This window comes from Paenarthrobacter sp. PAE-2, assembly GCF_026013155.1.
Lineage (GTDB): Bacteria > Actinomycetota > Actinomycetes > Actinomycetales > Micrococcaceae > Arthrobacter > Arthrobacter ureafaciens.
Genome location: NZ_JAPDNV010000014.1, coordinates 91,806 through 106,043 on the forward strand (window position 1 = coordinate 91,806; position 14,238 = coordinate 106,043).

At 63.3% G+C, this 14,238-nt stretch carries 12 protein-coding genes and 1 tRNA gene; 10 read left to right on the plus strand and 3 right to left on the minus strand.

The features are described from left to right. Window positions 1-128 precede the first annotated feature (128 nt). Complete coding sequence (locus OCL88_RS11135; RefSeq protein ID WP_264962538.1) at window positions 129-629, minus strand: MarR family winged helix-turn-helix transcriptional regulator; 501 nt, start codon at window positions 627-629, stop codon at window positions 129-131. Window positions 630-715: 86 nt separating this feature from the next. Here OCL88_RS11135 and bcp point away from each other — a divergent pair, with 86 nt between their 5' ends. The 7 genes from bcp (at window position 716) to OCL88_RS11170 (ending at window position 9,843) form a co-directional block, all read left to right on the plus strand. Then, on the plus strand, window positions 716-1,189 hold the full coding sequence (gene bcp, locus OCL88_RS11140; protein ID WP_021470929.1) for a thioredoxin-dependent thiol peroxidase: 474 nt from the start codon (window positions 716-718) through the stop codon (window positions 1,187-1,189). A 59-nt stretch (window positions 1,190-1,248) separates the two neighbouring features. Then, window positions 1,249-1,330: transfer RNA gene (locus OCL88_RS11145), tRNA-Leu, on the plus strand. Window positions 1,331-1,524: 194 nt separating this feature from the next. After that, complete coding sequence (locus OCL88_RS11150; protein ID WP_264962539.1) at window positions 1,525-3,192, plus strand: ABC transporter substrate-binding protein; 1,668 nt, start codon at window positions 1,525-1,527, stop codon at window positions 3,190-3,192. Between the two features lie 79 nt (window positions 3,193-3,271). Next, window positions 3,272-4,777 carry a malate:quinone oxidoreductase gene (locus OCL88_RS11155; RefSeq protein ID WP_193593345.1) on the plus strand — a complete coding sequence of 502 codons (1,506 nt, stop codon included), beginning with the start codon at window positions 3,272-3,274 and terminating at the stop codon, window positions 4,775-4,777. Between the two features lie 69 nt (window positions 4,778-4,846). Continuing rightward, entirely contained in the window at window positions 4,847-8,068 is a 3,222-nt protein-coding gene (locus OCL88_RS11160; RefSeq protein ID WP_264962540.1) for an efflux RND transporter permease subunit, read from the plus strand. 156 nt (window positions 8,069-8,224) lie between these two features. Beyond that, window positions 8,225-9,349: an LLM class flavin-dependent oxidoreductase gene (locus tag OCL88_RS11165; protein ID WP_021470933.1), complete on the plus strand. Its 1,125-nt coding sequence runs from the start codon at window positions 8,225-8,227 to the stop codon at window positions 9,347-9,349. Continuing rightward, window positions 9,349-9,843, plus strand: a complete 495-nt coding sequence (locus OCL88_RS11170) for a MarR family winged helix-turn-helix transcriptional regulator (RefSeq protein ID WP_264962541.1) — start codon at window positions 9,349-9,351, stop codon at window positions 9,841-9,843. The genes OCL88_RS11165 and OCL88_RS11170 overlap by 1 nt, the downstream gene beginning before the upstream one ends. On the opposite strand, the gene OCL88_RS11175 is transcribed toward OCL88_RS11170, so the two are convergent. Continuing rightward, window positions 9,840-10,646 (minus strand): transglutaminase-like domain-containing protein, encoded by an 807-nt coding sequence (locus tag OCL88_RS11175; protein ID WP_264962542.1) that lies wholly within the window; start codon window positions 10,644-10,646, stop codon window positions 9,840-9,842. The two genes, OCL88_RS11170 and OCL88_RS11175, sit on opposite strands and share 4 nt — an antisense overlap. 146 nt (window positions 10,647-10,792) lie before the next feature. Between OCL88_RS11175 and OCL88_RS11180 the strand changes: the two genes are divergently transcribed. Then, window positions 10,793-11,464 carry a DUF1684 domain-containing protein gene (locus OCL88_RS11180; RefSeq protein ID WP_264962543.1) on the plus strand — a complete coding sequence of 224 codons (672 nt, stop codon included), beginning with the start codon at window positions 10,793-10,795 and terminating at the stop codon, window positions 11,462-11,464. A 10-nt stretch (window positions 11,465-11,474) separates the two neighbouring features. Here OCL88_RS11180 and OCL88_RS11185 read toward each other — a convergent pair whose 3' ends face one another. After that, window positions 11,475-12,677, minus strand: coding sequence for an SLC13 family permease (locus OCL88_RS11185; RefSeq protein WP_264962544.1), 1,203 nt, complete (start codon window positions 12,675-12,677; stop codon window positions 11,475-11,477). 102 nt (window positions 12,678-12,779) lie between these two features. On the opposite strand from OCL88_RS11185, the gene OCL88_RS11190 reads away from it, so the two are divergent. After that, window positions 12,780-13,628 carry a fumarylacetoacetate hydrolase family protein gene (locus tag OCL88_RS11190; protein WP_264962545.1) on the plus strand — a complete coding sequence of 283 codons (849 nt, stop codon included), beginning with the start codon at window positions 12,780-12,782 and terminating at the stop codon, window positions 13,626-13,628. Window positions 13,629-13,645: 17 nt separating this feature from the next. After that, window positions 13,646-14,143, plus strand: coding sequence for a GtrA family protein (locus tag OCL88_RS11195; protein WP_264962546.1), 498 nt, complete (start codon window positions 13,646-13,648; stop codon window positions 14,141-14,143). Window positions 14,144-14,238: the final 95 nt, after the last annotated feature.

Consider the following 14,238-nt stretch of genomic DNA (forward strand, 5'->3'; position numbering starts at 1 on the left):
AGCAATTGACTCTTAATCAATGGGTTCCGGGTTCGAGTCCCGGGGGGTGCACCAAAAAAGGCTCCGGATCGCTCGATGCGATCCGGAGCCTTTCCTTTTATCCGCCCCCTGCAGGAACGGGGCCAGTCTTATGCGGTGGTCTCCCCCGAGGGCTTTTCCGCCCCTGGCGCAGCAGTTTCATGAGCAGGCCGGATACCCACCTCTTCAGCCAACGGGACCCCGATGAGTCCGCTGACCACGATGCGGAGTTCGTCGCGGAGCCGCGCAGTGTCAACCGCAACGGGGGCAAGGACGTCCTGCTCCAACTTCACGGCCTCGCTCAGCGCCTCGCTACCGGCGGGCGTAAGGGTCACCACATGGCTGCGGCGGTCTGAATCACTGCGGTGGCGCGTCACGTGCCCATGCAGTTCGAGCCGCGCAAGGGTGGTACCCATCGTCTGGGCCTTGACCCTGGCAACCTCCGCCAAAGCGGCCTGGGTGATGGGACCCTTGGCAGCCAGGACCTGCATGGCGATAACGCCGGCGTGCGTCAGGCCAATCGACTTCAATTTCTCGTTCCATGAGATTTCCACGAGCCGCGCAGCGGTCGAAAGTAGTCGCGTCGTGGGCCATCTCTCCATATCAGGCATGTCGATAGTATATGCGCGCTAAGCATGCTTACATTGCTTCTCCGCACTAAAGTGGGTGATTGCGCACATATTTCAAGGAGCAAATTTTGGCGGAGCGACTCACCCCGGGCGACCAGGCCCCGGACTTCATTCTTCAGGACAAGGACGGCAAGGAAGTACGCCTGCAGGACTTCCGCGGCCGGAATACCATCGTGTATTTCTACCCGGCGGCCTCCACCCCGGGTTGCACCAAACAGGCCTGTGATTTCCGCGATTCCCTCGCGTCCCTGCAGGGAGCCGGCTACGAAGTCCTCGGCATCTCCCCGGATTCTGCCAAGGCACTGGCGAAATTCGCCGACACGGAGGGCCTCACCTTTCCCCTGCTCTCCGACGAGGACCACTCGGTTGCGGAGGCCTACGCAGCCTGGGGCGAGAAGAAGAACTACGGGAAGACCTACATGGGCCTTATCCGTTCCACGATCGTGGTGGATCCGGAAGGAAAAGTGGCTCTGGCCCAGTACAACGTCCGTGCAACGGGTCACGTGGCCAAGCTGCGCAAGGACCTCAAACTCGATCAGTAGCAGGTACACTGGACCCCGACGCCGCCGGTACTGCCCCTGAGGGCTGGAACCGCAGGCAAGCGCGAGTGGTGAAATTGGCAGACACGCAGGATTTAGGTTCCTGTGCCTTCGGGCGTGGGGGTTCAAGTCCCCCCTTGCGCACAGTGTTGGAGCTTTGGCTCCCTGGGGACACCCCAGGCTTTCAAAGCCCGGGGTGTCCTTCCTCAAGAAGACGGGGAACGTGTTCCACGGGCGTGTGCCGCCTGGCAACGGATTCTGCCTGCAGGACGTTCAACTAGACTGAAATGCTGTTCGGCAAAGTCGGCACCAATTCACACCAGCTTGAGGGGACAAGAGTGGCAAGCAGCAAGACGCGGCGTCTGGCGAAGCAGTGCGGCGCCCTGCTTCTGGTGATGGGACTCGCAGCGTGCACGGGAACACCCGGGCCCGCACCGTCCTCTTCCACCAGCAGTCCCGCTCCCGCTGTCCCTACCGAAACGTTCAACTTCGGGACCGCTTCCATGCCTTTGGGCCTGGATCCGGCGATGACCGCGGATTCCGAGGCCTACCGGGTCACCCGTCAAGTCCTTGAAGGACTGGTGGGCGTGGACGGCTCCACCGGGCAGACCACTGCCCTGCTCGCCACCGGATGGCAGGACAGCAACAATGGCCTGAGCTACGACTTCACCCTGCGCGAAGGCGTCCGGTTCCACGACGGCACCCCGTTTGATGCAGCAGCGGTCTGTGCCAACTTCAACCGGTGGTTCACGTTCCCGGCCGCGTTGCGAAAGCAAGCACCGGGAATCTCCTTCCAGGGCGTCTTCAAGGCCTACTCCGACGAACCGGTCTTTTCCATCTACAAGGACTGCGCGGTCCAATCGCCAAACAAAGTCCAGATCAACCTCACCCGTCCCTTCACCGGTTTCCTTCAGGCCCTGACGTTGCCGGCCTTTGCGATCTCATCGCCAACGGCCCTGGAAGCACAGAAAGCCAACATCCTTGACACCGTTCGAAACGGTCAGGCGGTGTCCGCCTACGCAGCCCACCCGGTTGGCACGGGCCCCTTTAAGTTCGGTTCATGGGATGACCAGAAGGTCACCCTGACCACGAATGAGGCCTACTGGGGAAACCGCGGGCAAATTGCCACCATCAACTTCATCCCGTATGACCGCGCCGAAACGCGGCAGCAGGCGCTGCTGGACGGGAAGATCGACGCCTACGACCTCGTGACCCCCGGGACGTTCGATCAGCTCGTGAAGAAGGGAGTCCAGATCATCCAGCGGGACCCCTTCTCCGTGATGTATTTGGGCATCAACCAAGCCGTTGCCCCCTTGGAGAAACTCGAGGTCCGGCAGGCAATCGAGATGGCCATCGACAAAGAGACGCTGATCCGGCGCTTCTTCATCGACAACACCGCCCAGGCCTCCCAGTTCGTCCCCCCGAAACTCAGCGGCTTCAACAACAACGCTCCTTCCCTGGGCTACAACCCGGAGAAAGCAAAGGAACTCCTCAAGAAAGCCGGCTACGACGGCGAGCCTTTGAAGTTCTACTATCCGCTCAATGCCACACGGGCCTACCTCCCTACGCCCGAGAAAATCTATGCAGAGATCAGTCGGCAACTGGTGGCCGTGGGCATCAACGTCAAACCCGTCCCGATCGATTGGGAGGACGGCTACCTCCAGAAGGTCCAGTCCCCGGGCGACCATGCCCTGCACCTTCTCGGCTGGAACGGTTCTTATGCCGATGCAGACAACTTCCTGGGTCCGCTCTTCGGTGAGCAGCGTGCTGAGTTCAACTACTTCGACGCAGACGTGTTCCACAAGATCGAACGTGCCCGCGCCTTGCCCGCCGGTGACGGCCGCAACACGGAGTACCAGTCGATCAATGCCGCGATCGCTGCTTCCGTCCCGGCAGTTCCGATCGCCTTCCCCATCTCCGCCCTGGCGCTCTCCAACAAGGTGGAAAGCTATCCCGCTTCCCCGGTTCTCAATGAAGTTTTTACGAACGTCCGCTTAAAGCCTTGACGATTCCCTGCAATTTCAGTATTGGACTCGCACGGGGATATTCTGTGACAGCCAGTGCCGCCGCTAACGGAGATTGATCGTGACCTTCATTTCCAAGACTCAACATGCCGACGTCGTCCTTATTGGCGGCGGAATCATGAGTGCCACCCTCGGTGCGTTCATCAAGCAACTTGAACCCACCTGGACCATCTCCATGTTCGAACGCCTCGACGAAGCCGGCCTGGAAAGCTCCGGCCCATGGAACAACGCAGGCACCGGCCACGCCGCCCTGTGTGAGTTGAACTACTCCCCCGCAGCCAAGGACGGCTCCGTGGATCCCACCAAGGCGATCCACATCAACGAACAGTTCCAGTTGTCCCGCCAGTTCTGGTCCCACCTGGTGGACAGCAAGGTGATCGGCTCGCCCAAGGGCTTCATCAACACGGTCCCGCACATGAGCTTCGTGATCGGCGATGACCACGCCAACTTCCTGAAGACACGCTACGAGGCACTTAAGCCCAACACCCTCTTCCGCAGCATGGAATACAGCGAGGACCAGGCCCAGATCGCCAAGTGGGCTCCGCTGATCGTCAAGGGCCGTGACCCGAAGCAGCGTGTGGCGGCCACCCGCGCAGCCGAAGGAACCGACGTCGACTTCGGTGCATTGACCCGTGAGCTCACCAGCTACCTGCGCAGCAGCGGTGCCGAAGTGAACTTCGGGCACGATGTCACCAACATCAGCCGCGCGTCCGGCGGTGGCTGGGATCTGTCCATTAAGCACGCCAAGTCCGGCGAGCACGGCAAGATCCACGCCAAGTTCGTCTTCGTGGGCGCCGGCGGCGGCGCACTGCACCTGCTCCAGGCCTCGGGCATCCCGGAGAGCAAGGGCTACGGCGGATTCCCCGTTTCCGGCCAGTTCTTCCGCTGCAACGATTCCTCCATCACCTCCCGGCACAATGCCAAGGTCTATGGCCAGGCTTCCGTGGGCGCGCCGCCCATGTCCGTTCCCCACCTGGACACCCGCTACGTCAACGGCCAGCGTTCCCTGCTGTTCGGACCGTACGCAGGCTTCTCCACGAACTTCCTGAAGTCCGGCAGCTACCTGGACCTTCCCTTGTCCATCCGCCCGGGCAACATCATTCCCATGCTTGCGGTTGCCAAGGACAACATGGACCTCACGGCGTACCTCATCAAGGAAGTAGCCAAGCGCCACGACGCCAAGGTCGAGGCCCTGCGCGAGTACTACCCTGAGGCAACGGGCGGGGACTGGGAACTTATCACGGCCGGCCAGCGTGTTCAGATCATCAAGAAACACCCGCAAAAGGGCGGCATCCTGCAGTTCGGCACGGAAGTCATTGCCTCACGGGACGGCTCGATCGGCGCCCTGCTGGGTGCTTCCCCGGGAGCATCAACGGCAGTACCGATCATGATCGAGCTGCTCCAGAAGTCCTTCCCCAAGAACTTCAAGGGCTGGCAGTCCAAGCTGAAAGACATGATGCCCGGTTACGGCGTAAAGCTGAACGACAACCCGGAGCTTGCCGCAGAACTTGAGGCGGGCACCGCGCGGTCCCTGCAGTTGGACAGCGCACCGGCACTCCGGAGCTGATCTCCGCACCGCCCCACGGGAACCAGTTCCCGCCAATCGAATACTCCGTAGATCTCAGGAGACTTTGCAATGTTCCGCTTGGCCACGTTGTCCCTGGGAAACCGGGCCCTGATCGCGCTGATCACCGTCTTTGCCGCGGTGTTCGGCGTGATCACCATGGGCTCGCTCAAGCAGGAACTCATTCCGTCGATTGAGTTCCCGCAGATCACGGTGGTTACCTCCATGCCGGGAGCCTCTCCCGAAGTGGTGGACAAGCAGCTCAGCCGTCCGCTGGAGACAGCCCTCAACAGCGTCGAGGGGCTGGAGTCGACGACGTCGACGTCCCGCAACGGTGTCTCGCAGATCACCATGGTGTTCACGTACGGTTCCAACCTGGACAGGGCACGCAACCAGATCGACCGTGCCATCTCCAATGCGAAGCGCGTTCTGCCGGCCGATGTGGAACCACAGTCCATCGCCGGCAACATCAGCGACTTTCCGATCGTGTACCTGGCGGTGTCTTCGGATAAGCCGCTGAGCGAGCTGAACGCTGACCTTCAGCGCCTCAGCGTTCCACGGTTGCAGAAGATCGACGGCGTCCGGGGCGCCGACGTGACGGGCGGAGCGACCCAGCACATCCTGGTCCAGCCCCGCCCTGCAGATCTTGCCGGCTCCGGCGCGTCGGTGCAGTCCATCAGCGCGGCCTTGAAGAACAACGGGACCCTGGTTCCGGTAGGCACCATCGAGGACCAGGGCAAGACGCTGTCCCTCCAGCTGGGCAGCCCTGTCGATTCCCTGGAGATCATCAAGGCACTGCCACTGGAGAACGCCAAGGGAGCGGCCACCATCGGAAGCGTCGCCGATGTCAGCATCGAGGACGACCCCGCCACCTCGATCACCCGCACCAACGGCAAGCCGACACTGGCGCTGTCGGTCACGAAGAAGCCTGAGGGCGACACCGTGGCGATCTCCCATGCCGTGCGTGAGGCCCTGGCGCCTATGGAAGCCGAACTGGGCAGCAACGCCGCCTTCACCCCCGTCTTTGACCAGGCACCCTTCATCGAGAAGTCCATCAAGGACCTCACTACCGAGGGACTCCTCGGCCTCGGTTTTGCGGTGGCCGTGATCCTGGTGTTCCTGATGTCCGTGAGGTCCACCTTGGTGACAGCGGTTTCCATTCCGTTGTCGCTGCTGGTCACCTTCATCGGCATTTCCGCAACCGGCTATTCCCTGAACATCCTGACCCTGGGTGCGCTCACCATCGCGATCGGCCGGGTGGTGGACGACTCGATCGTCGTGATTGAGAACATCAAACGGCACCTGAGCTACGGCGAGCACAAGCTGACGGCCATCGTCACCTCCATCCGCGAAGTGGCCGGAGCCATCACTGCCTCGACGCTCACCACAGTTGCCGTGTTCCTTCCGATCGCCTTCGTCGGAGACCTGGCGGGCGAGCTGTTCCGGCCCTTCGCCTTGACGGTCACCATCGCACTGCTTTCTTCCTTGCTGGTCTCGCTGACCATCGTTCCCGTCCTTGCTTATTGGTTCCTGGCGTCCCCGTCAGCGAAGAGCACGCCGCCTGCCGCAGGCGCTGCAAGCCCCGATGCTAAGACCATTGCCGCGCGGGCGAGGGAAGCCGAGCAAAAGAGCAGGCTCCAGCGCGGTTACTTGCCGATCCTGGCCACAACGCAAAAACACCCTGTGATCACACTGAGCGCCGCGGCATTGATCCTGGTTGCCACCGTGGCTGTTTCTCCCCTGCTGGCTACGGACCTGCTGGGACGTTCCGGGGAAAACAGCATGACCGTCCGGCAGGTCCTGCCTGCCGGTACCAGCCTGGACGCCACCAGCGCGGAAGCTGCCAAGGTAGAGGACGTCCTCAGGGGCACGGAGGGCATCAAGGACGTCCAGGTGACCTCCGGCAACGCCCAGACGGGTTTTGCCGCGCTGGCCTCCACGGGTGCTTCCAACTCAACCTTCACCGTGGTGACGGACGAGAAGGTGGACCAGAAAAAACTCCAGGACGAGGTCCGCAGCAAGCTTGAAGGCGTGCCGGGAAAGATCACCGTAGGATCCCAGCAGGGCGGCTTCGGCACATCCTCCACCGTTGACATAACCATCAGGGCTGCGAACTCGGCGGACCTGCAAACGGCCAGCGATGCCATGGTGAAGGCCATGGAAGGCGTTCCGGGCAGCACCGAGGTGGCTACGAACCTTGCAGCCAGCCAAGCCGTGGTCCAGGTCCGCGTAGATCGGGCAAAGGCCGTGGCCGCCGGCCTCACCGAGGAACAGGTGGGTGGCTTCCTGGCCTCCACAGTCAGCCCGATCCCGGCCGGAACAGTGCGGATCGACACCAATGACTATCCGGTCCGGATCGGAAAGGGAACACGCTTCACCAGCATCGCTGCGGTACGGGCCCTCCAGCTGCCGACCGCGCGCGGTCCAATTGCGCTGGAGACCATTGCCGCCGTGGAGCAGGTAGACACGCCGGTTTCCATCACCAGCAGCAACGGCCAGCGCACGGCCAAGGTGACTGTGACGCCGTCGGGCTCAAACCTCGGCAGCGTCAGCACTGCGGTCCAGGAACGGCTCGCCTCCGTAGAGCTGCCCGCGGGAGTCACAGCCACTATCGGTGGTGCCACCACCCAGCAGGCGGAGTCCTTCCGGCAACTTGGCCTGGCGCTCCTGGCTGCCATCGCGATCGTCTATGTGATCATGGTGGCCACCTTCAAGTCCCTCATCCAGCCCCTGATCCTGCTCGTTTCGGTGCCGTTCGCGGCCACCGGTGCGGTGGGACTGCTGTTGATCACCGGAGTTCCCCTGGGACTGCCGTCCCTGATCGGCATGCTGATGCTCGTGGGCATCGTGGTGACCAACGCAATCGTCCTGATCGACCTCATCAACCAGTACCGCAAACCGCATGACGGCAGGGCCGGCATGAGCGTTGCCGAGGCGATCACCCATGGTGCCCGCCAGCGCCTGCGCCCCATCCTCATGACGGCCTTGGCCACCGTGTTCGCCCTGACGCCCATGGCGCTGGGTTTGACCGGTGGCGGCGGGTTCATCTCCCAGCCTTTGGCGATCGTGGTGATCGGCGGGCTGATCTCCTCCACGGCGTTGACACTGGTCCTGGTTCCCGTCCTGTACAAGCTGGTAGAGGGCCGCAGGGAGAGGAAGGACCTGCAGAAAGCACTGCAGGTCCGGCCCGATGTTCCTGCCGGGAACGGCGGCAGCGATGCCTTCGCCGACTGGACCACGGGGGCCGTGCCCCGCATCTCGGGGCGCCGGGCGGCCCACAACCCCGCCGAATAGCGCCTCACTCTCCCCCGCGCAGGGCCGGGAACATTTCCCGGCCCTGCCCTGTTACACACAGCGATACATGCAAATGCATCTATTTTCAGCTACACTGTGACATGAGGCCCCCTCAATCCGGAGGCCGGAACCACGGGCAGGGAGAAAGGCAACACCATGCAGATCGGCGTCTTCAGCGTCAGTGACATCACCACTGACCCCACCACGGGCCGCACCCCCACCGAACACGAGCGCATCAAGGCCTCCGTAGCCATTGCCAAGAAGGTCGAAGAAATCGGCATGGACGTCTACGCGTTGGGCGAGCACCACAACCGGCCGTTCTTCTCCTCCTCCCCCACCACCACCCTGGCCTACATCGCGGCCCAGACCGAACGCATCACGCTCTCCACGGCCACCACCCTGATCACCACGAATGACCCGGTGAAAATCGCCGAGGACTTCGCGATGCTGCAGCACCTGGCAGACGGCAGGGTGGACCTTGTCCTGGGCCGGGGCAACACCGCACCCGTCTACCCCTGGTTCGGCAAGAACATCCAGGACGGGATTGAACTGGCGATCGAGAACTACAGCCTGCTGCGCAAGCTGTGGGACGAGGACACGGTGAACTGGTCCGGCAAGTTCCGCACGCCGCTGCAGAACTTCACGTCCACACCGCGCCCGCTCGACGGCGTCGCCCCCTTCGTCTGGCACGGCTCCATCCGCACGCCGCAGATCGCGGAAGTGGCTGCCTACTTTGGTGACGGCTTCTTCGCCAACAACATCTTCTGGCCCAAAGAGCACTACCAGCAGCTGATCGGCCTGTACCGCGAGCGCTACGAGCACTACGGGCACGGCAAGGCAGACCAGGCGATCGTCGGCCTGGGCGGGCAGTTCTTCATGCGGAAGAACTCGCAAGACGCGGTGAAGGAATTCCGCCCTTACTTCGACAACGCACCCGTGTACGGACACGGCCCGTCGCTGGAGGACTTCACCTCGCAAACGCCGTTGACCGTGGGCAGCCCGCAGGAAGTCATTGAGAAGACCCTGACGTTCCGTGAGTTCTTTGGCGACTACCAGCGGCAGCTCTTCCTGATCGACCACGCCGGCTTGCCCTTGAAGACGGTCCTGGAGCAACTGGACCTCTTCGGAGAGGAAGTCCTGCCGGTCCTGCGCAAGGAGTACGCTGCTTTGAAGCCGGCCCACGTCCCGGACGCCCCGACGCACGCCTCCCGCGTGGCCGCAGCCCTGGAGGCCAACGTCAGCGAGTCCGCTGCCGCCGGAACCGCTGGTCGGGAGTCCTGATGTCCGGCCCTTCGGCTTCCTCCACGGTCCGACTTGCCGCCGAAACCTGGGAGTCGCTCTTCCGCTCCCAGGTGGCGGTGATGCGGAAGCTCCAAGCCGGTTCGGCGTTCAAGTCGTTGCCGGTCAACGAGTACGACGTCCTCTTCACGCTATCGCGCTGCCCTTCGGGCCAACTGCGGCTGAACGAGATCAACGACAAGGTGCTGCTGAGCCAGTCGAGCCTGAGCCGCTTGGTGGACCGCCTCGAGAAGCGGGGACTCGTGGAACGGACAACAGCCCCCGACGACGGCCGCGGAGTCCTGCTGTCCCTCACCGAAGCCGGGCGCGAGTTGCAGAAGTCGATCGGCCGCGACCACGTGCGGGAAATCGCCCAGTTGGTGGCACCGGCGCTCACGGCCGAAGAGCAACGCGAGCTGCTTCGCCTGACGGACAAGCTGCGGGCATCCGTCGCCGGGCACCAGCAATCCGGCACGGGCGCCCGGCCGCCGGCCTAGCCGAGGGTTATCAGCTGCCCGGGGTCTTCCACGGGCAGCTCACCTTCGACGGTTGCGTCGACTTTCAGGGTCTTGAGCGTGAGGCTGCCGCCGACGGTTGAAAGGAACGCGGTGTCCGAGGAGTCCCTTCCGGCGGTGATGCGCAGCATTGCTTCGCGCGGAGCCAATCCGGTGGGGTCGATCACGTGCCACGCGCCATCGATGTACGCTTCCGCGACTGCGTGGAAGTCCATGGGGCTGAGGCCGGGGGCATAGACGGCGGCCAGGCGTGCGGGCACGTCCTTGGACCGCAGGAGCGCGATGGCGAGGTGGGCAAAGTCCCGGCACACGCCCCGCCGGTGGAGCAGGGTCTCTACGGCACCGTCCGTTCCCCGCGAGGAGCCGCTGACGTAGCGGAGTTCACCGTTCACCCAGTTGCGCACAGCCTCGAGCAATCCGGCACCTTGCAGCGTTCCGAACTCTGCATAGGAGGTGGGCAGCAAACGGTCCGACTCCGCGTAGCGGCTGGGACGGACATAGCGGATAAGTTCCATCGGGTCCGCACTGTCCGCTGTTCCCCGGCCAACCACGTCCGCACTGTAGTTCACCGTGACTTCACTGGGCTCACTGAATTCCATGTACTGGAACCGCCCGCCGTGATGGTCCTGCAACTCCTTGTAGGGCACTTCTGTCCCCCCGCATTCGATGGCGAGGGTCTCGCTCACCGACTCATAGCCAGGGTTGGCGGCTACGGCGATGGCCATGGCAACTTTGGTGTTGGCTGCTGTCTTGAAGACGAGTTGGGCAGATACGTGGCGTTCCATTGGTCTCCGGAAGGTCGCGGCGGGATGGGTGTAGTGCCGCTGTTGGGGTCAGGGGCCAACGCAGGGGTGCGGATTGGCCTCCAGCGACAGTAGCACCTACCGGGCACCGGGCTTTCACCGCCGTCGGCGGGGGCTAGGCTGTGGTCATGGCTCCCGAAGAAAACGAAGAATTCGAGGACGGCGTCTCCACCATCTCCGCTGTGGACATCGCGGACTGGCGGTTGCGGACCTTCGCCCTGTATGACGAGGTCCGGAAGCTTGCAGCGAAGGATCCCTTCGATGCCCATAACCACTGGCGGCACGAACGTGACCGCATGTTCGCCACGCATCCCGCCTCGGCGCTGACGGACGCGATGAAAGCTTCCTTCGCCGGGCTACGGACCGCCGATTATGATCCCTCCTTCCGGATGTACGCCCCGTTGCTGCCGGACGGCGTCGGCGAGGAAATGAACGTCTCCACGGGAACGGACGGCGTGGTCCCGTTTGTACGGATCGGCACGTTCGAGCTGCCGGGCCTGGGTTCATTGGCGGCTTGGCGGCTGCGCAGCTATGGTGGCGGCATCTTCGTGCCGTTCCGTGATGCCACTGCCGGCAAGGAAGGGGGCAGCTACGGCGCTGGACGCTATCTCCTGGACACGATCAAGGGGTCCTTCCACGGACTCCGCCACGCTGGTGTGGAGCAGGAATTCATTCTCGACTTCAACTTCGCTTACAACCCGTCGTGTGCGTATAACGAAGCGTGGGCCTGCCCGCTGGCGGGACCGGCGAACAGGTTGGCGGCGGAAGTGCCGGTGGGCGAGCTATATCTTCCGGCCTAGTCCCTCAACGTCATGCCACTCGAGCCGTGAGGGCCAGCAAGGCCACTGCGGCCACCAGGGTCACGGGTGCGACGATCATCCCGTACAGCGCAAAGCCCCGCCAGCTGATCAGCACGTTCATCTTGCGCAGGCGGTCATGCCACAGCAGGGTGGCCAACGAGGCCCACGGAGTAATAAGAGGCCCGGCATTGACCCCAACGAGCAAGGCTGCCGTCCGCAGTGGTGTGTCCGCGAGCGGTTCCACCAGCAAGTAGGCAGGAAGGTTGTTCACGACGTTGGACCCCAGGGCGCCCGTGGCAGCAAGCCGCAGCAGTTCGGGGAAATCCTCACCCTTGCCGGCCACTTGGCCTGCCAGTTCGGGCAATCCAAGGTAGCGGGCAGCTTCCATCACCAGGAACAGCCCTGAGGTAAAGAGAAGCAAGGACCACGGGACCAGATTTATGGTGAGTGAGCGGGGCCGACGGAACCCGAACAGGGCCAGTAGAGCGATGGCCGCGATGGAAGCCGGGAGCCACACTGGAAGCCCCGACACCAAAGCAGGTAGGAGCAGTACCAGCACCGCGGCCGTCCCCGGCAGCAGGATACGGTCCGCCCGGGGCTTTCCAGGGACGGAGGTCCGGGAACCGGGGTCGATCACCTTCTTTGGACCCGGGGCGTACGTTCGTTGCAGGTCACGCCGGAAGACTACAGCGATGAAGGCGAGCGGAATAATGATGGCCGCCAGCGATGGGGCCCACATCAGCGTTGCAAACCCGGCAGGACTGATCCCGTCAAGGTTGTGCTGGGCCAGGAGGTTGGTCAAATTCGATACCGGCAGGAGCAAGCTCGCTGTGTTTGCCAGCCATACGGTCGCCAGTGCGAAGGGAAGGACGGGCAATCCTGTCTGCCGCGTCACCGTGACCACCACAGGAGTCAGCAGCACCGCCGTGGTATCGATGGAAAGGAAGATGGTGCTCATGACGGCCATGGCCGCCAACAGCAGCCACAAGACGTAACTGTGGCCACCGGCCCATCGACGGATCCGGTCAGCGCCCCATTGGAAAACACCGGCATCGCTGGCGAGGTCGGTGACCACGGTCATCGCCGCAACGAAGCCCATGATGGGCCCCACGCGGGCAATCAGGACCTGCACTTCGGACCACGGAAGAATCCCTGTCACTACGGCCACTGCTCCGGCTGCCAGCAGGACCGCCCCTATGATCGCGAGGCGCATGAACTGGATTCTATCCATGTACTGCCGGCTTCTTTACGCGCCACGTGCCGGTCCCGTTGCGGAGTGTTCGGGCCGGCCCCGCAGAGGACGTAGGATGTCTTCATGACTTCCCCGCTTCCCCGGCGCATCGCCCGCATCCAGTCTTTGGAACCGAACAGCCCCGACGAGCAATTCTTCGCCGCCAACGATGCTCCCGACTTCGACTCCGACGAAGGAAAGCGCTGGACGCTGGTGCAGTCCCCGTTCCCGGGATCCAGGGCCAACGCAGCGAGTCCCGGAAGGCCCGGCTGGGAAGTGGGCGCAGTGGTGGAGGAAGCATCGTTCCGCTTCCTGGCACCGTCCGTCCCTGTCAACGTTTTCGGCATGGCCCACAACACGGGCCAGCCCGGGCGGGACTTGCCTCCGCAGGCATTCCACAAGGCGGCTTCCAGCGTGATCGGGCCCGACGATGCCATCCAGCTGAGCTCCACAGTGGGCTACGTCGACCCCGAAGCCGAGCTGACCGTCGTCGTGGGTTCCACCGCCCGGGGCCTGACCCTGGAAACGGCGAGGTCGGCAATCCTGGGCTACACCATCGGAAACGACGTCTCCGCCCGCGACCTCCAAAAGACCGATGAACTATGGATCAGCGCCAAGAGCCAGGACACCTTCACTCCCGCCGGCCCGTGGATCGTCACCGCACTCGACGACTCGGACCTGGAAATCAGCATCGTCCACAACGGCAACCAACTGAAGCCGGCCAGTTCCGCCGACCTCGGTTGGAAGGTGGAGGAGATCATGGTCTACCTGACGTCCTTCATGACACTGCAGCCGGGCGACCTGGTGCTCACCGGCTTCCCGGCAGAGTGCGCCCGCATCCAACCCGGAGATACGGTGGCGTGCCGCGTGGAGGGCATCGGGGAGCTCCGGAACCCTGTCATCGCCGCACGATGGGAAGGCCCGCACGCATAGTGTGCAAGGCTTAAGCCATGGAGACTGCCGCGGAAACCACTGAGCCGCGGCACGCCACCTCCGGAAGCCCCGCAGTACGGCACCGCCTGAACAGGCGAAAAGGGCTCCTGCGATACCCGGTGATCCGGCAGCTCATCCGCTTCACCGGCGTCGGGATCATTTGCACCGCGAGTTCGCTGGCCATCTACGCGATGCTGCGTCCCTGGGTTGATCCGCAGATCGCCAACGCAATCGCACTGGTCCTCACCTCGCTCCTGAATACGGCGCTGAACCGCAGGCTGACCTTCAAGATCACGGGAAGCAAGCGGCGGGCGAATGACCATTTGAGCGGCGTCATAGTGATCCTCATAGCCTTGCTCATCACTGGTGGGAGCCTCGGGGTCCTGCACCTTCTCCGGCCCGAGGCGACGGTCAGCGAGGAACTTTGGACAACCACGCTCTCCGGCTTTGTTGCCACCGCCGTCCGGTTCACCCTCCTGCGGCACTGGATCTTCCGCCGCGCCCGCCACGTCTAGCCGCGCACCCAACTGCGTCGCAATTGTGCACGTTTTGACGGCTTCGAATCATGCGGTGATCGCAACACCTGATTATTGAAGGGTGTCGATTGCCG

Coding starts and splice junctions, on each gene's coding strand:
- OCL88_RS11135 (WP_264962538.1), bottom strand. CDS start 629: ATGCCTGATATGGAGAGATGGCCCACGACGCGACTACTTTCGACCGCT.
- OCL88_RS11160 (WP_264962540.1), top strand. CDS start 4,847: ATGTTCCGCTTGGCCACGTTGTCCCTGGGAAACCGGGCCCTGATCGCG.
- OCL88_RS11165 (WP_021470933.1), top strand. CDS start 8,225: ATGCAGATCGGCGTCTTCAGCGTCAGTGACATCACCACTGACCCCACC.
- OCL88_RS11170 (WP_264962541.1), top strand. CDS start 9,349: ATGTCCGGCCCTTCGGCTTCCTCCACGGTCCGACTTGCCGCCGAAACC.
- OCL88_RS11175 (WP_264962542.1), bottom strand. CDS start 10,646: ATGGAACGCCACGTATCTGCCCAACTCGTCTTCAAGACAGCAGCCAAC.
- OCL88_RS11180 (WP_264962543.1), top strand. CDS start 10,793: ATGGCTCCCGAAGAAAACGAAGAATTCGAGGACGGCGTCTCCACCATC.
- OCL88_RS11185 (WP_264962544.1), bottom strand. CDS start 12,677: ATGCGCCTCGCGATCATAGGGGCGGTCCTGCTGGCAGCCGGAGCAGTG.
- OCL88_RS11190 (WP_264962545.1), top strand. CDS start 12,780: ATGACTTCCCCGCTTCCCCGGCGCATCGCCCGCATCCAGTCTTTGGAA.
- OCL88_RS11195 (WP_264962546.1), top strand. CDS start 13,646: ATGGAGACTGCCGCGGAAACCACTGAGCCGCGGCACGCCACCTCCGGA.